The following is a 15,549-nucleotide window of genomic DNA, read 5'->3' as shown; positions in this document are numbered from 1 at the left end:
CCATGATCCGGCAGGCCGGCCGACCCCTGGGACGGGGGGTCAGCCGGCCTGCCAGTCGGCCACCATGTCGAGCAGCACACCGGCCTGGCCGATGGTCAGCCCGGTGCCCTCGGCCCGGGCCGCCTCGAAGGCCTCCTCGCCGAGCAGGGCCCGCAGGCTCCGCTCGGACTCCTCGCGCTCGGTACGGTCCAGCCAGCCGCCCCGCGGGCCGTGCAGCCCCTGGTGCGCGCCGAGCAGCACGGCCGCCCGACGGGCCGCCACCAGATCGCCGTCCCGCTCGGCGAAGGCCCGCAGCACCCCGGCCACCGGGGGCACCAGCATCACCGACATCTGCTCGGCGAAACCGCTCGCGGGCTCCGGGACGGCCTGCAGCAGCCGCCGCCCCTCCCGGACCAGCTCGGCCCCGCCCTCGGGATCCCCGGCCCGGGCCATCACCCAGCCCCGGGTGACGGTGAGCATCCCGGCGACCAGGCCGGGGGCGAAGGCGCCGATCCTGCTCCAGCCCAGCTGGTCCAACTGCTCCAGGGCCTCGTCGTACTCGCCGCGGTAGGCGTGCAGGCCGCAGAGCATCAGGTGCCCGAAGAGCAGCGCACCGTTGGACGCCTGGTTCTTCCCCGGCTCGATCGAGGCCAGCGCCTCCCGGATGTACCGCTCGCCCTCGTCGATGTCGCGGCCGAGCAGTGCACCGCCCAGGTGCACCCGCAGCATCGGCACCTCCTGCGGGGCGCCCAGCTCCTCGGCCAGCTCGATCGCCCGCTGGTACGACTCGACGGCCTCGTCGGTGAGGTCCTGGTTGGCCATCGACTCGCCGCGCGCCGCCAGCGCCTGGGACATCCCCCAGCGGTTGCCGGCCTGGCGGAACAGCTCCAGCGACTCCTCGCCGTCCCGCACGCCCTGCTCGGTGCCGCCCGGCCAGTCGTTCATCATCTTGGCCCGGATCTGCAGGATGAACGCCAGGTCGTTGCCGCTGCCGTGCCGGCGGCAGCCCTCCACCGCGTCCTCCAGCAGGCCCCTCATCTCGTCCAGCCGGCCGGCCACGAACGCCCCGAACACCCGCATCAGCCCCGGGAACCGGTAGGCCTGCGGCAGGTCCGGGGTGTAGACGGCCAGCATCCGCTGGGCGAGCCGCCCCGCCTCGGGATCGGCCAGGATCTCCAGGTTGCCCTCGAACAGCCCGACCAGCCGGTACATCGCCATCTCCCGGCGGCCCTCGGCCACCACCCCCTCCGGCATCGGCAGGCCGTACGCCAGCACCGGGCGGTCCAGCGGGACGACCACCGCCTCCGGGGCGAACGGGTCGGGGCCGAACGCCCCCACCGCGTCGTACCAGCCACGGGCCTCCAGGCTGTAGCCGCGCAGCGACCAGTACCAGCTCATGCCGAGTACGAGGGCCAGCCCCTCCTGCTCCTCGCCGCGGTCCACCACGCGGCGCAGCGCGGCCCGGATGTTGTCCTGCTCGCGTTCCAGCACGTCCAGCCAGTGCAGCTGCTCCGGGCCGTGGATGCGCCGCTCGGCGCTCACCACCAGGGTGCGGAAGTGCTCGACGTGCCGGCGCTGGGTCCCGTCGTTCTCGACGGCCTCGGCCAGCCGCTCGGCGGCGTACTCGTGGATGGTCTCCAGCATCCGGTAGCGCGGCAGGCCCCCGCCGCCGAGGTCGGCCACCAGCAGCGACTTGTCGACCAGCGAGAGCAGCAGGTCGGCGACCTCCTCGCGGGGCACCTCGCGGTCGGCGCAGACCGCCTCGGCGTCCTCCAGCCGCCAGCCGCCGGCGAACACCGACAGCCGGCGCAGTACGGCCCGTTCACGCTTGCCGAGGAGGTCCCAGCTCCAGTCGACCACCGCGCGCAGGGTCTGCTGGCGCGGCAGCAGGGTGCGGCTGCCCGCGGTGAGCAGCGCGAAGCGGTCGTCCAGCCGGTCGGCGATCTGGCGGGCCGTCATCACCCGCAGCCGGGCGGCGGCCAGTTCGATGGCCAGCGGCAGGCCGTCCAGCCGACGGCAGATCTCGGCACAGGCCTCCGGCTCGCTGCGCGGGTCGAAGCCGGGGCGGGCGGCGGCGGCGCGCTCGGCGAGCAACCGCAGCGCCACCGGGTCGGGCAGCGGCTCGACCGGCAGGACCGTCTCGCCGGGGACGCCGAGCGGCTCGCGGCTGGTGGCGAGCACGGTCAGGCCCGGGCACTCGGCGAGCAGCTGGTCGGCGAGGTCGGCGGCGGCCTGGATCAGGTGCTCGCAGTTGTCCAGGACGAGCAGCATCCGGCGGTGGCCGCAGTGCTCGACCAGTCGGCGCACCGGGTCCTCGGTGCGGCTCTCTATCACCTCGGCGACCATGCCGCCGGTATGCAGCACGGTCTCGCGCAGGCCGAGCGCGGAGACCACCGCGCCCGGCACGGCGTCCGGGCTCTCCAGCGGGGCGAGCTCGGCCAGCCAGACGCCGTCCGGCCAGCGCCCGGCGCCCTGTTCGGCCCGGCCGGCCTCGACCGAGAGCCTGGTCTTGCCGGAGCCGCCCGGGCCGGTCAGGGTGACCATCCGGCTGCCGGTCAGGGTGCTGCGCAGGGCCGCGAGGTCGCTCTCCCGGCCGACGAAGCTGGTGAGCCGGCCGCGCAGGTTGCCGGTGCTCCGGGCGGCGGCCGGCTCGGGCGCCGATGCCTTGGCGGCTCCGGCGGGGGCGGAGGGGCCTGCGGGGACTGCGGGCCGGGCCGGATCGGGCTGGGCGGCGCCGGGTTTCGGCGCCCCGGGCTGCGGCCGGCCCGGCGGCGGCTCGGCCGGGGACAGCAGCTGCGCGTACAGCTCCTGGAGCCTGCGTCCCGGGTCGACGCCGAGCTCGTCGGCCAGCGCCCGCCTGGTCCGCTCGTAGTGGCGCAGCGCCTCGGCGGTGCGGCCGCTCTCGTTCAGCGCCCGGACCATCAGGTACTGCAACTGCTCGTCCAGCGGCTGCCGTTCGCACAGCTCGGCGAGCTCAGCGACGAGTTCGGCGGCCCGGCCGAGGCCGAGCTCGGCGGTGATCCGGTGCCGGCGGGCCTCCTCGCGCTGGGCCTCCAGCCGGGTGGCCGGCCCACCGCGGTCGGGCAGGTCGGCGAGGGCGGGGCCGCGCCAGAGCGCCAGGGCCTGTCCCAGCCGCTCGGCGGCCGGCGCGTGGTCGCCGGTCTCCAGCGCCTGGCGGCCCTCGGCGGAGAGCCGCTGGAACTCGCCGAGGTCGGTCCGCGGATCGGTCAGCCAGTAGCCGGCCGGGCCGGAGCCGACCGCGTCGCGGCCGATGGTGCGCCGCAGCCGGCCGACCAGGGTCTGCAGCGCGGCCGAGGAGTCCTGTGGCGGCTCGGTGTCCCAGACCTCGTCCACCAACAGGTCGGCCGGCACCGGCCGCCCCTGCCGTAGGACCAGGGCGGCAAGGAGTGCGCGCAGCCGGGCACCGCCGAGCGGGACCGGGGTTCCGTCGTCGTGATGGGCCGTGGTGGTGCCGAGGATGCCGTAGTGCACCTGCCCATTCTGGTCGATGCCCGCGGGTGCGCACGCACATTTGCACGGGGGTGGAACGGGACCAGGGTGCCGTACGTTCACCCTGGACGGCTTGTCCCAGCGCCGGACCGCCCGGCATGATCGGTCCGGCCCGCACCCCAGACCCCCTCGGAGCACCCACCTCATGACCTTCGCCGCAACGCAGCGCTCGCGCAGCGAGGACCGCCGGATCAGCCCGGTGTTCTGGGTGCTGCTCGCGATACTCGCCACCTCCGGCTGGGCGGTGTACGCGGGGTACGGCAACGCCTCGTTCGGGGTGTTCCTGTTCGTGGTGGCGGGCTGGATGGTCTCGCTCTGCCTGCACGAGTACGCGCACGCCCGGACGGCGCTGCACGGCGGCGACCTCACCGTCGGGGCCAAGGGCTACCTGACGCTCAACCCGCTCAAGTACGCGAACATCCTGATCAGCTTCGTCCTGCCGATCGTCTTCGTGATCCTCGGCGGCATCGGCCTGCCCGGCGGTTCGGTCTGGATCGAGCGGCACCGGATCAACGGGCGGCTCAAGCACAGCCTGATCTCGGCGGCCGGCCCGCTGGTGAACCTGGTCTGCGCGGCCCTGCTGCTGATCCCGGTCGGCGCGGGCTGGCTGGACGACCCGTCCGTGCACGCCGTCTGGCGCGGCCAGGAGCTGATCGTCTCGCCGCTGGCGCTGGCCCTGGGCTTCCTCGGCATGCTGCAGCTCAGCGCGGCCCTGCTGAACCTGCTCCCGGTGCCGGGGCTGGACGGCTACGGCATCATCGAGCCCTGGCTGTCGTACCGGGCCCGCCGCGCCGTCGAGCCGTTCGCGCCGTACGGGATGCTGGCGGTCTTCGCGCTGCTGTGGCAGCCCGAGGTGAACCGGTTCTTCTTCGACACCGTGTACGGCCTGATGGACCTGTTCGGGGTCGACGAGGCGTACGCACTGTTCGGCCGGGAGCTCTTCACCTTCTGGAAGAGCTAGGGCCCGTCTTCGGGAGAGCCGGCCCCGGTCCGGCCGGGCCGGGGCCGCCGCTCAGCCTCGCTCGGCGGCGGCCTTCGCCAGCCTGGCGCGGCGCAGGTTGAGCCAGAGCACGTTGCTCGCCACACCGGCCAGCGGGATCCAGATCAGACCCACCCAGTCGCCCTGCACCAGGGCGACCACGGCGGCGGTCATCGCGAGGACGACGACGATCAGGGCGAAGAGGGACGTGCGGGGCATGGCGGGGGGCTCCTCAGGGCGGGTGCGGTCGGCCCCCATTGTCGCCGACCTCACCGCCGGACCGGGTCCAGGGGTGAGGTCGGCGCGTCCGCGGGCCGGTGGGCGTGGGCCGCGCGGGCCGGTCAGACGTCCGTGATCCGCAGACCCGCGTGCGCCTTGTAGCGGCGGTTGACCGAGATCAGGTTGGCGACCAGCGACTCCACCTGGTGGGCGTTGCGCAGCCGGCCCGCGAAGATGCCGCGCATCCCGGGGATCCGCCCGGCCAGCGCCTGGACGACGTCGGTGGCGGCGCGCTCCTCGCCGAGCACCATGACGTCGGTGTCGATCGACTCGACGGACTCGTCCTGGAGCAGCACCGCCGACAGGTGGTGGAAGGCGGCGGTGACCCGGGAGTCCGGCAGCAGGGCGGCCGCCTGCTGGGCGGCACTGCCCTCCTCCGGTACCAGCGCGTACGCGCCCTGCTTGTCGAAGCCCAGCGGGTTGACGCAGTCCACCACGATCTTGCCGGCCAGCTCCTCGCGCAGGGCGGAGAGCGTGGCGGCGTGCCCGTCCCACGGCACCGCGACGATCACGATGTCGCTGTCCCGCGCGGTGGCCGCGTTGTCGGCGCCGCGCACGCCGAGGCCGAGCTGGGCCGCCGAGGCCTCGGCGCGGGCCGCGTCGCGCGAACCGATGATCACCTGCTGGCCGGCCTTGGCCAGTCGGTAGGCCAGCCCGCGCCCCTGGTCTCCGGTGCCGCCGAGGACACCGACCACGAGCTGCGAGACGTCCGGCAGCTCGTGGGCCGGGTTTGTCGCTGATTCGAGGGAAGTCATGGGCCGATCCTGCCAAACTGCCGCCCCGGCGCGACATTCTGGGGCGCATGGACGCGGTGAGAGTTTCGGCACTCCGTGAGCACCTGGCGGGCACGGGCTGGTTGGAGGCGGTCGGCGGCTTCGCCGGCGCGCTGCGGCACTCGGTCACCCGGCGGGGCGCGGGCGGCCTGCTGCTGGTGGGCACCGAGGCGTACGAGCCCTGGCACCTGGCCGCCCATCTGGAGGACGAGGCGGCCTGGTCGGACGTCCCGCGGCTGGCCCCCACCCTGCTGCGGCACCGGGTGCCCGAGCAGGCCCCGGAGCACCTGGCGCAGGGGCTGCGGCGGCTGAGCGGGGCCGGGCGCGGGGCGACCGTGCTGGTGGTGGCCCCGGCGGCGGCCGGGGAGGCGCTGCTGGAGCGGGTGCAGGACGCCCGCCGGTCCGGCGCCACGGTGCTCGCCGTGGACGGCGGCGGCACCGGGGACGGCTTCGGCGGCGGGCCCGGTTCTGGTGGCCGGCCCGGCTCCGGCTCCGGCTTCGGCCCCGGCTCCGGCTCCGGCTCCGGCTCCGGCGACCTCGCGGGGCTCGCGCACGAGCGGCTGGCCGTCGGCACCGCGGAGGAGGAGCCGTTCGACCTCGCCCAGCACCTGGTGAGCGCCGCCGCCGGGCGGGCACCGGGGCGCCGCTCCGCGATCAACCGGCTGGCCGACCTCGCCGGACGGCTCACCGCGGGGCCGGCGATCAGCCGCTGGTAGGCGGGCGGCCGGGGCCGCACCCGGCGGGCGGCCGGCGGAAAACCCGTTGCGGGGGCGGCCGCGGGCCGCCGAGGATGGTCCTCCGTGAACGAATCCGAACCAGCCCCGACCAGGGGACCGCGGGCGCTGCTGCGCTCCCTGCGCCCCGACCTGACCCCCTGGCACTCCTCACGGGACTTCCGGCTGCTGTGGCTCTCCGGGTGCGTCACCAGCCTGGGCAGCTTCCTCACCTACGTGGCCGTGCCGATGCAGATCAAGGAGCTGACCGGCTCGTCCTTCGCGGTCGGCCTGGTCGGCGCCTTCGAACTGGTGCCGCTGGTCGTCTTCGGCCTCTGGGGCGGCGCCCTCGCCGACGCGCTGGACCGCCGCAAGCTGGTGCTGTTCTCGGAGGCCGGCCTCGGTCTGCTCACCGGTCTGCTGCTGCTCAACGCGCTGCTGCCGACCCCCGTGCTGTGGCCGATCTACCTGGTGGCCGCGCTGGTCGCCGCCACCGACGGCCTGCAGCGCCCGGCGCTGGACTCGCTCACCCCGCGGATCGTCCCGCACGACCAGTTGACCGCCGCCTTCGCGCTCAACTCCCTGTACCGGAACGCCGGTTCGGTGGCCGGCCCGGCCCTGGCCGGGATCATCGTAGCCTTCGCCGGAGTGCAGACGGCGTACGCGCTGGACGTGCTGACCTTCGCCGCCTCGCTGCTGCTGCTCGCCCGGATGCGCGCGGTACCGCCGCCCACCGGAGCCGAGAAGCCCTCGCTGCGGGCCGTCGCCGCCGGGGTCCGGTACGCCTGGAGCCGCAAGGACCTGCTGGGCACCTACGCCATCGACACCTGCGCGATGCTGTTCGCCTTCCCCGTGGCGATCTTCCCCTTCCTCGCCTCGGAGCTGCACGCCGACTGGGCGCTCGGCCCGATGTACGCCGCCTCCGCGGTCGGCGCGCTGGCCGTCTCGGCGACCAGCGGGTGGACCTCCGCCATCCACCGGCAGGGCCGGATGCTGGTGGTGGCCGCCCTCGGCTGGGGTGCGGCGATGACCCTCGCCGGGCTGTCCGGCAGCGTCTGGCTGGTCCTGTTCTGCCTGGCCCTGGCCGGCGGCGCCGACCAGATCAGCGGCATCGCCCGCTCCACCATGTGGAACCAGTCCATCCCCGACGAGGTCCGCGGGCGGATGGCCGGCGTGGAGCTGCTCAGCTACTCGCTCGGCCCCCAGCTCGGCCAGGTCCGGGCCGGCGGCATGGCCGGCCTGGTCGGCGTCCGCGCCTCGGTCTGGGCCGGCGGCGCGGCCTGCGTGGTCGGGGTCCTCGCCCTGGCCGCCGCCCTGCCCAGCCTGCTCTCCTACGACAGCCGGACCGACCCGAACGCGGTCGCCGTCCGCGCGGAGCACGAGCGGTCCGAGGCACGGCGGGCGGCCGTCGGCTGACACCGGCCCGGCGGCCCACCCTCCGAAAGTAAGTGACAAATAGCCAATAGGACCATTACTCTCGCCTCTGTTCAGGTCTGTCGAACGGAGGGGTGGCCATGCTGGAGACCACGGCGGAGAACGTCGTACGCAGCTGGGTCGACGGGTGGATCGCGTCGCGGATGGCGGCGCCGCCCACGGTCGAGCCCTGGGGGTACACCGTCGACGTGGGCGTCGTCGGCCATGTCACCCGCCACGTCTTCGACGCCACCGGGGACGCCGTGCGGGAGGCCGACGTGCGCAAGGTGGCCGGCTCGGTGCGCACCGGCGGGACCTGGCTCAAGATCTTCGCGGAGCCGGCGGTCATCACGCCCTGGCTCGGGCCCGAGTGGTGGATCGACGACGAGCCCGGCTACCTGATGACCGTCCCGCTGACCCCGGCGCCCGCCCACCGGCTGACCGCCCCCGACGGCTACCGCCTGCGCAGCTGGGTCCGCGGCGACGTCGTGCGCACCATGGTCGCCACCGCCGACGGCGCGCTGGCGGCCCGCGGCCAGATCGCCGTCGGCGGTGCGACCGCCGTCGTCGACCAGATCGAGACCTCCGCCGACCACCGCCGCAAGGGCCTCGGCAGCCTGGTCATGCGGGTGCTGGCGACCGCCGCGCACGAGCGGGGGGCCCAGACCGGCGTGCTGGCCGGCACCCCGGACGGGCACGCGCTGTACGCCTCGCTCGGCTGGCAGGTGCTCGCGCCGCTGACCAGCGCGAAGTACCTGGACCCGCAGGACCGCTGACGGCCTCTCGGCTTCCTCTCGGCGGCCTCTTGGCGGCCTCTCGGCGGCCCGGCCGGCGCGGGTGCGTTCGGGCTCCCGGGCCCGGGGGTCGGGCCGCCGCGACCGCGGACCCTACTGCGGATCGCCACCGGCCGGGCGGTCGCTCCAGTTCGGGTCGTTGCGCCACTCCCGGTTGCGCTCGTCGGCGAGCGCCAGCGCGTGGGCGGCCTCCTCCCGGCTGGCGTAGGGGCCGAGGCGGTCCTTGGCGGGGCACTCCGGCCCCTCCTCGACCTTGGCGTGCTTGATGCAGTAGAACCACTCACCGGGCTTGCCGGTCGGCTTGCGGTGGAATCCCAGGGGCATGGTGCTGTCTCCCGTCGGTCGTCGTCGTGTTCGTACCGATGATTCCCCCGGCCGGGCCCCCGCGCACACCACGGCGGCCGGGCCGGCGCCGTGGGTTCGTGCGCCCGGCGGGAATCGCCGGACACGCTCTAGACTCGCGGCCATGGCTCTCGTACCCGGCATCCAGTCCCCCACCCGCAAGGTCCCGGCGCACATCGCCCGCCCCGAGTACGTCGGCCGGCCCGCACCGGCGCCGTACACCGGGCCCGAGGTCCAGACCGCCGAGACGATCGAGAAGATGCGGATCGCGAGCCGGATCGCCGCCCAGGCGATGGAGGAGGCCGCGAAGCTGATCGCGCCCGGCGTCACCACCGATGCGCTGGACGCCGTCGCGCACGAGTACATGTGCGACCACGACGCGTACCCGTCGGACCTCGGCTACCGCGGCTTCCCGAAGTCGGTCTGCACCTCCATCAACGAGGTGATCTGCCACGGGATCCCGGACTCGACCGTGCTCCAGGACGGCGACATCGTCAACATCGACGCCACCGCCTACATCCACGGGGTGCACGGCGACCTCAACGCCACCTACCTGTGCGGCGACGTGGACGAGGAGTCCAGGCTGCTGGTGGAGCGCACCCGGGAGTCGCTGAACCGGGCGATCAAGGCGGTCAAGCCGGGCCGGCAGGTCAATGTGATCGGCCGGGTCATCGAGTCCTACGCCAAGCGCTTCGGCTACGGCGTGGTGCGGGACTTCACCGGACACGGCATCAACACGTCGTTCCACTCCGGCCTGATCATCCCGCACTACGACAGCGAGCGGGCCACCGAGGTGATCAAGCCCGGGATGACCTTCACCATCGAGCCGATGCTGACCCTGGGCACCTACGACTACGAGATCTGGGCGGACGGCTGGACGGTCGTCACCAAGGACCGCAAGCGCACCGCGCAGTTCGAGCACACCCTCGTGGTGACCGCCGACGGCGCGGAGGTCCTCACCCTGCCGTAACGGCCACGGCCGCCGGGCCCGGCCCGGCGGCCGCACCGGCGCGGCCAGCGGGGTCGCCCGGTCAACAGGGTCAGCCGGTCAGCGCGTCAGCCGATCAGCCACTGCTCCTCGGCGACCGCGCCCACCTCGGTACAGGCGTCGGTCAGCACGTCCAGCACGCGCAGCGGGTCCGGCAGCGGCTGCTCGGGCCCGCTCAGCCAGCGCACCTCGGAGCCGTCCGGCAGCGCGGCCGGCGGCAGCAGGGTGTACGAGCCCCGGCAGTGCCAGCGCAGCCCGGGGTGCTCGGACATGGTGTCCGGGGTGGAGTCCAGCGCACTCGGCCACCACTCGTCCTCGTCCACCGGGGTGCCCCGGGTGGCGGTGAAGAAGAGGTAGCGGTCCTCGCCGACCGCGGCCACCGGGCCCTCGACGCCCAGCGCGGTGAGCCGCGCCAGGGCCAGCCGGCCCGCCTCGGCGGGCACGTCCAGCACGTCGTGGGCGCGCCCGGTGGCGGTGATGAAGTTGGCCCGCGGATCCCGGGAGAGCCAGCGGGCGACCTGCTCGGGGTCGGTGGTGGCCTGGCTCTGCCAGGCGAAGGAGACCGGGTGCTGGGCGGGGGCCGGACACGCGACCCGGTCACAGGAACACCGGTAGCCGGCCGGATGGGCCGCGGGCGCGAGCGGGAAGCCGGCGCGGACGGCGCCCAGCAGCTGATCGAGTCGGGCGGCCGGACTGTCCGTATCCGCCGACCGGGCCCGCTGGCGGTCACGCTTCTGCCACCAGGTCGTCCACCTACTGCCGGATTCCATCGGGCCCCTCTCCGCGCACTGCCGTGCCTGGTGTGACACAGCATTCGACGTACCACTCCGACGCAACGCACAGCGCCCCCCGCTGCTTCCCGGGGTGCTGCTCGGCCCTGCGGTCCGCGCCCTGCCGACCGGAGCCGGGGTTGCCGGACGGCCGACGCCGGGGTCACGGTACGGAGTCGCGGCAGCACGCAGGATGCGGCTCGGCGGGCGCGGCGACATGCGCCTCGCCCGGCCCGTACGGGCCCGCTGACCCGGGTGAACCCCGAGGGCGTAACAGGAAGGATAAGGGTGCGCGGCGCCTTCGGATGACCGGGGGCGGTGCCTCTCCGGTCACACTCCCGGCACCCGGTCCTCACAGGGCCTCCCCCTCGCGGTCCCCGGTCGCGACCTCGGCGGTCGGCCGGCCGCCCCGGGGTGAGACCCTGGTGGGGTGAAGAGCGCGGACACCGAATTCGTCGGCGGCCCCCTGGACGGCCGGATCCTGCCGATCCCGCTGGGGCCCATGTACGGCGTACCGAAGACCTACAAGGTGCCGGTCCCCGCGCACGGGGACGTCGCGGCGCGCACACTGGTGTACGTCCGGGCCAAGCAGCAGCGGGGCCTCCGCTGGTACTGGCACTACGAGTACGACGAGGCGGCCACCGCCCGCGCCTCCGGGTGACGGTCGCTCCCCCGGGAGGACCGCGATGGCCAGGACCGCACGGCACCCCAGGACGCGGCCGCAGGCCGTGGCGCACCACAACCGGCAGGTGGCCGCGGTCACCGCCGGACTGCTCGTGGTGATCAGCGTCTACAGCGCGGCGCTCGGCGCCAACGGCTGGCTCTGGTTCGGCTGGGCGGTGCTGCTGCTCGCCTGCGTGACGCTGTTCGCCATCCGCCCCTGAGCAGCCGCACCGCCCGTTCCAGGCCCCCCTGGCCGGTCAGTCATCCTCGGCGAGGACCAGGTAGAGCTTCTTCCGCGCCTCGTTGAGGATGGCCAGGCCCTTGGCGCGCTGCGCCTCGGTGCCCGTCGTCATGACCTGCCGGATCGCCTGGTCGACCGCGCCGAGCGCCTGGCCGACCTCCTGGACGGCCTCCCAGTCGACCTCCCGGCCGGCCTCCGCCCACGGCTCGGCGTCCCCGGCCTCGGCCACCGCCCGACCGGCCTCGGTCAGCGAGTTCAGCCGCTTGCCGCCCACCTCCTCGGCGGTGATCAGACCCTCCTCCTCCAGCAGTTGGAGGTTCGGGTAGATCGAGCCCGGACTGGGCCGCCAGGCCCCGCCGGTCCGCTCGGTGATCTCCGCGATCATCTCGTAGCCGTGCATCGGCCGCTCCTTGAGCAGCGCCAGCAGCGACGCCCGCACGTCCCCGCGCCGAGCCCGCCCGCCGCGCCGGCCGCGCGGACCGTGCCCGCGCCCGCCGTGCCCGCCGAAGCCCTGGCCGAACGGCCCGCCCATCGGCCGCCCGGGCGGCCCGAACGGCGGCCCGAAGGCCCCGAACGCCCCCCGGCTCGCAAACCCCTCTCCGGGGATCCCCCCGAACTCCGGACCCGTCCCACGACGCCTTCCGCCGCGCGGGCCCTCCTCTCGAAATCGCCTGGTCGAGCGCATCGCGCCCACCTCCTGCCGTCTTCGCCCGCATGTCCGCCAGCGTGCTCGTTCGGACAGTCACGTCACTGTCTCGATACCTCGACGATATATCGGTGACTGTCGCCCGTCAACGCCTACCGATACACCGGCCCGCTCGCCTCCGGTGGGGGCTCCCTAAGCTGGAGGGGACCGGTGGACGACCGACGGAAGGCGGGCCGACCATGCAGTCGAGCGAGATCACCGAGGTCCTGAACCGTCCGATCAGCCGGGAGCTGCTGGCCCGCGACCTGACCCGGCTGGCCTACGTCGCCAAGGACGGCACACCCCGGGCCGTTCCGATCGGCTTCCTCTTGAACGGCTCCGAGGTCGTGATGTGCACGCCGAAGTACGCCCCGAAGCTCTCGGCCCTGCGCCAGCGCCCGGCGGTCGCCCTGACGATCGACACCGAGGTGCACCCGCCGAAGATCCTGCTCATCCGCGGCCGGGCCGAGCTGGACGAGGTCGAGGGGATCCCGGACGAGTTCCTCCACGCCAACGGCGCCTACACCATGACGCCCGAGCAGCGGGTCACCTGGGAGGCCGAGATCCGCTCGCTCTACGACGGCATGGTGCGGATCGTCGTCACCCCGACCTGGGCGAAGCTGATCGACTTCGAGACGACCCTCCCCAGCGCGGTCGAGGAGCTGGTCCGCCGACGCGCCGAGCGCGGCGGCGCCTGAACCCGCCGGATCCGGACCCAGCCGCTACGGTGGCGGGCATGGCCGGTGAACGAGACCTTGCGACCCTGCTGAGCAACATGCGCCCGGCGCTCAACCCGGGGAGGTACGTGTACTGCACCCTCCCCGCGAAGGTGCCCGCCGGGATGCGACCGGTGGTGACGGTCGCCGAACCCGAGGGGGTGACGGTGGTGGTGGCACAGGAGGAGGCGGACGCGCTCGGCCTGCGCTACGAGTACGTGGCCGCCTGGATCACCCTGCAGATCCACTCGGCGCTGGAGGCCGTCGGCCTGACCGCCGCCGTGGCGACCCGGCTCGCGGAGGAGGGCATCAGCTGCAACGTCGTGGCCGGCTTCCACCACGACCACCTGTTCGTCGGCGCCGACGACGCCGACCGGGCACTCCACGCCCTGGCCGGGCTGTCGACCCGGTCCGCCTGACCGGGTGCACCGAGTGGCCGCTCCCCCCGACGGCTCCGACACTGGGAAGCACTGAGCGCCCACCCCGGTCGGTCAGCCCCCACCGAAAGGGAGACGGCCCCATGGCGGTCTGCGACGTCTGTCACAACGACTACTGGCTGGCCTTCGAGATCAAGACCATCACCGGCGACACGTACACCTTCGACAGCTTCGAGTGCGCGATGGAGAAGCTCGCGCCGCGCTGCGAGCAGTGCCAGGTCCGGATCGTCGGCCACGGCGTCGAGGTCTCCGGCCGCTTCTTCTGCTGCGCCAACTGCGCCCGCCTCAACGGCGGCCTCGGCGACCAGATCCGCGACGCGGTGGGCGCCCACCCGGCCTGACCGGCCGGGGGTGAGAGGGGGCGGAAGAGTCGGCCTGTACGCCGGGTTCTGTCTCCTGGTCCGCTTGCGCGGGCCGGGGAGGCGGCCATCCATCTAGGGCTGCCGTTGCCGACAGCCTCGTGCGGTCTACCCGCGGACTCGGGCGAGCAGCCCTCGGTCATCCGCGCACGGTGCCCGAGGGCACCGATCTTGACCTTGCTCCAGGTGGGGTTTACCTAGCCGGCCGGGTCACCCCGGTCGCTGGTGGTCTCTTACACCACCGTTTCACCCTTACCCGTCGCCGAAGCGGCGGGCGGTCTGTTTTCTGTGGCACTGTCCCGCGGGTCACCCCGGGTGGGCGTTACCCACCACCCTGCTCTGTGGAGCCCGGACGTTCCTCGGCGGGCCCGTGAGGACCCGTCGCGACCGCCCGGCCGACTCTTCCGCCGTAGTGGTCATGGTAGCCGCTCGGGCGGGGCCTCCCGTACGCCGGGCCGGGGCGCGGGCGCTTCGGAGCCGAAGCGGGCCGCCACCCGGGCGGCGGTGCCGACGGCCCAGGTGGTGGTGGTGACCAGGCCCAGGGTGAGGATCACGCCGCCGAGGCCGACCACGATCCACCAGCCGGACCGGCTGGCCGGGGCGAAGCCGCTCGCGACCGGGCCGACGACCGCCGAGGTGACCACGGTGCCGATCACGGCGACGCCGAGCGACTGGCCGACCTGGCGGCTGGTGGAGGCGACCGCGGCGGCCACGCCCGCCTGGGCGCGCGGCATGCCGGAGACGGCGGCGTTGGTGATCGGGGCGTTGACCATGCCGAAGCCGAAGCCGAACAGCGCGTACGCGGCCAGCAGCAGGGCGGGCGGGGAGTCCGCGGTCAGCCGGGTGAGCAGCAGCCCGCTGGCGGCGAGTCCGAGACCGGCCGCGACCAGCGGGCCGCGCGGGCCCCGGACGCCGACGATCCGGCCGGACAGCGGGGCGCAGACCAGCATCATCCCGGCCATCGGCAGGGTCCACAGGCCGGCCTCGACCGGGCTGTAGTCCCGGACGTCCTGCAGGTAGAGGGTGTTGAGGAAGAGGAAGCCGCCGAGCGCGGCGAACGCGCAGACCGCCGTCACGGTGGCGCCGGTGAACGGCACACTGCCGAAGAAGCGCGGGTCCACCAGCGGCTCGGCCACCCGCCGCTCCCAGAGCGGGAAGGCCACCAGCGCCGCCAGCGCGGCCGCGGCGAGGGTGAGGATCAGCGGGGAGGTCCAGCCGTGCTCGGGGCCCTCGATGATCGCGGCGGTACCGCTCCCGAGCAGCACCACCATCAGCAGCTGCCCGACCGGGTCCAGCCGGCGCGGCCGGGGCGCGCGCGACTCGGGGACGTACCGGGCCGTCAGCAGGCAGGCGACCAGCCCGATCGGGACGTTGATCAGGAAGATCGACGGCCAGCCCGCGCCGTCCACCAGGAAGCCGCCGAGCAGCGGGCCGAGCGCCATCGAGATGCCGACCACCCCGCCCCAGACGCCGATCGCCTGGGCCCGCTCCCGGGGCTCGGTGAAGGTGTTGGTGATGATCGACATCGCCACCGGGTTGAGCATCGAGCCGCCGACGGCCTGCACCGCGCGGAACACCACCAGCCACTCCAGGGTGGTCGCCAGGCTGCAGAGCAGCGAGCCGAGCACGAAGAGCAGCAGCCCGGCCTGGAACACCCGGCGGCGCCCGAAACGGTCGGCCACCGAGCCGAACAGCATCAGCAGCGAGGCCAGCACCAGGGTGTAGGCGTCGATGATCCACTGGAGCCCGGAGGCCGGGGCGTCGAGGTCCTTCTGGATCGCCGGGAGGGCGACGTTCACCACGGTGTTGTCGAGGCCGACGATGAACAGGCTGAGGCAGCAGATCGCCAGGATCAGCAGTCGGCGGCGCCGGTCGGCCGCTGCGGGGAGTGTGGGGTCGGGCACGGTC

17 protein-coding genes and 1 other RNA gene are annotated in these 15,549 nt (G+C 74.2%); 10 read left to right on the top strand and 8 right to left on the bottom strand.

Annotation, left to right across the window (positions count from 1 at the left end; all coding sequences use genetic code 11):
• Positions 1 to 39: 39 nt before the first annotated feature.
• Positions 40 to 3,471 carry an ATP-binding protein gene (locus tag ACGFZP_RS01660; protein WP_392927489.1) on the bottom strand — a complete coding sequence of 1,144 codons (3,432 nt, stop codon included), beginning with the start codon at positions 3,469 to 3,471 and terminating at the stop codon, positions 40 to 42.
• A 163-nt stretch (positions 3,472 to 3,634) separates the two neighbouring features.
• Here ACGFZP_RS01660 and ACGFZP_RS01655 point away from each other — a divergent pair, with 163 nt between their 5' ends.
• Positions 3,635 to 4,450, top strand: coding sequence for a site-2 protease family protein (locus tag ACGFZP_RS01655; RefSeq protein ID WP_392927487.1), 816 nt, complete (start codon positions 3,635 to 3,637; stop codon positions 4,448 to 4,450).
• Between the two features lie 51 nt (positions 4,451 to 4,501).
• On the opposite strand, the gene ACGFZP_RS01650 is transcribed toward ACGFZP_RS01655, so the two are convergent.
• Both ACGFZP_RS01650 and npdG read right to left on the bottom strand, forming a co-directional pair.
• Positions 4,502 to 4,687 (bottom strand): hypothetical protein, encoded by a 186-nt coding sequence (locus tag ACGFZP_RS01650; protein WP_392927485.1) that lies wholly within the window; start codon positions 4,685 to 4,687, stop codon positions 4,502 to 4,504.
• Positions 4,688 to 4,809: 122 nt separating this feature from the next.
• On the bottom strand, positions 4,810 to 5,502 hold the full coding sequence (gene npdG, locus ACGFZP_RS01645; protein WP_392927484.1) for an NADPH-dependent F420 reductase: 693 nt from the start codon (positions 5,500 to 5,502) through the stop codon (positions 4,810 to 4,812).
• A 47-nt stretch (positions 5,503 to 5,549) separates the two neighbouring features.
• Between npdG and ACGFZP_RS01640 the strand changes: the two genes are divergently transcribed.
• From ACGFZP_RS01640 to ACGFZP_RS01630, 3 genes are all read left to right on the top strand, one after another.
• The gene (locus ACGFZP_RS01640) at positions 5,550 to 6,236 is read left to right on the top strand and encodes a hypothetical protein (RefSeq protein WP_392927482.1); all 687 of its coding nucleotides are present in this window, start codon (positions 5,550 to 5,552) and stop codon (positions 6,234 to 6,236) included.
• An 84-nt stretch (positions 6,237 to 6,320) separates the two neighbouring features.
• A complete protein-coding gene (locus ACGFZP_RS01635) occupies positions 6,321 to 7,649 on the top strand; it encodes an MFS transporter (protein ID WP_392927480.1) in 1,329 nt (442 codons plus the stop codon).
• Between the two features lie 98 nt (positions 7,650 to 7,747).
• A complete protein-coding gene (locus ACGFZP_RS01630) occupies positions 7,748 to 8,422 on the top strand; it encodes a GNAT family N-acetyltransferase (RefSeq protein ID WP_392927477.1) in 675 nt (224 codons plus the stop codon).
• A 111-nt stretch (positions 8,423 to 8,533) separates the two neighbouring features.
• On the opposite strand, the gene ACGFZP_RS01625 is transcribed toward ACGFZP_RS01630, so the two are convergent.
• The gene (locus ACGFZP_RS01625) at positions 8,534 to 8,764 is read right to left on the bottom strand and encodes a hypothetical protein (protein ID WP_392927475.1); all 231 of its coding nucleotides are present in this window, start codon (positions 8,762 to 8,764) and stop codon (positions 8,534 to 8,536) included.
• Positions 8,765 to 8,906: 142 nt separating this feature from the next.
• Between ACGFZP_RS01625 and map the strand changes: the two genes are divergently transcribed.
• The gene (gene map, locus ACGFZP_RS01620; protein WP_392927473.1) at positions 8,907 to 9,752 is read left to right on the top strand and encodes a type I methionyl aminopeptidase; all 846 of its coding nucleotides are present in this window, start codon (positions 8,907 to 8,909) and stop codon (positions 9,750 to 9,752) included.
• Positions 9,753 to 9,838: 86 nt separating this feature from the next.
• Here the strand turns inward: map and ACGFZP_RS01615 are convergent, their stop codons facing one another.
• Complete coding sequence (locus ACGFZP_RS01615) at positions 9,839 to 10,540, bottom strand: bifunctional DNA primase/polymerase (RefSeq protein ID WP_392927472.1); 702 nt, start codon at positions 10,538 to 10,540, stop codon at positions 9,839 to 9,841.
• Between the two features lie 430 nt (positions 10,541 to 10,970).
• Between ACGFZP_RS01615 and ACGFZP_RS01610 the strand changes: the two genes are divergently transcribed.
• Positions 10,971 to 11,201 carry a hypothetical protein gene (locus ACGFZP_RS01610; RefSeq protein WP_392927470.1) on the top strand — a complete coding sequence of 77 codons (231 nt, stop codon included), beginning with the start codon at positions 10,971 to 10,973 and terminating at the stop codon, positions 11,199 to 11,201.
• A 25-nt stretch (positions 11,202 to 11,226) separates the two neighbouring features.
• Positions 11,227 to 11,424 carry a hypothetical protein gene (locus ACGFZP_RS01605; protein ID WP_392927468.1) on the top strand — a complete coding sequence of 66 codons (198 nt, stop codon included), beginning with the start codon at positions 11,227 to 11,229 and terminating at the stop codon, positions 11,422 to 11,424.
• Positions 11,425 to 11,460: 36 nt separating this feature from the next.
• Here ACGFZP_RS01605 and ACGFZP_RS01600 read toward each other — a convergent pair whose 3' ends face one another.
• Entirely contained in the window at positions 11,461 to 11,976 is a 516-nt protein-coding gene (locus ACGFZP_RS01600; protein ID WP_392927465.1) for a PadR family transcriptional regulator, read from the bottom strand.
• Between the two features lie 353 nt (positions 11,977 to 12,329).
• Here ACGFZP_RS01600 and ACGFZP_RS01595 point away from each other — a divergent pair, with 353 nt between their 5' ends.
• From ACGFZP_RS01595 to ACGFZP_RS01585, 3 genes are all read left to right on the top strand, one after another.
• Complete coding sequence (locus ACGFZP_RS01595) at positions 12,330 to 12,827, top strand: pyridoxamine 5'-phosphate oxidase family protein (RefSeq protein ID WP_392927463.1); 498 nt, start codon at positions 12,330 to 12,332, stop codon at positions 12,825 to 12,827.
• A 38-nt stretch (positions 12,828 to 12,865) separates the two neighbouring features.
• Complete coding sequence (locus tag ACGFZP_RS01590) at positions 12,866 to 13,264, top strand: ACT domain-containing protein (protein ID WP_392927462.1); 399 nt, start codon at positions 12,866 to 12,868, stop codon at positions 13,262 to 13,264.
• A gap of 101 nt (positions 13,265 to 13,365) precedes the next feature.
• Complete coding sequence (locus ACGFZP_RS01585) at positions 13,366 to 13,623, top strand: Prokaryotic metallothionein (RefSeq protein WP_387940175.1); 258 nt, start codon at positions 13,366 to 13,368, stop codon at positions 13,621 to 13,623.
• Positions 13,624 to 13,644: 21 nt separating this feature from the next.
• Here the strand turns inward: ACGFZP_RS01585 and rnpB are convergent.
• Both rnpB and ACGFZP_RS01575 read right to left on the bottom strand, forming a co-directional pair.
• Positions 13,645 to 14,044, bottom strand: an RNA gene (rnpB, locus tag ACGFZP_RS01580) — RNase P RNA component class A.
• A 13-nt stretch (positions 14,045 to 14,057) separates the two neighbouring features.
• The gene (locus ACGFZP_RS01575) at positions 14,058 to 15,545 is read right to left on the bottom strand and encodes an MFS transporter (protein ID WP_392927460.1); all 1,488 of its coding nucleotides are present in this window, start codon (positions 15,543 to 15,545) and stop codon (positions 14,058 to 14,060) included.
• Positions 15,546 to 15,549 lie beyond the last annotated feature (4 nt).

This window comes from Kitasatospora sp. NPDC048239, assembly GCF_043202015.1.
Taxonomy (GTDB): Bacteria; Actinomycetota; Actinomycetes; order Streptomycetales; family Streptomycetaceae; genus Kitasatospora.
Note: the sequence above shows the minus strand (reverse complement) of the source record. Positions and strands in the feature narration are given on the sequence as shown.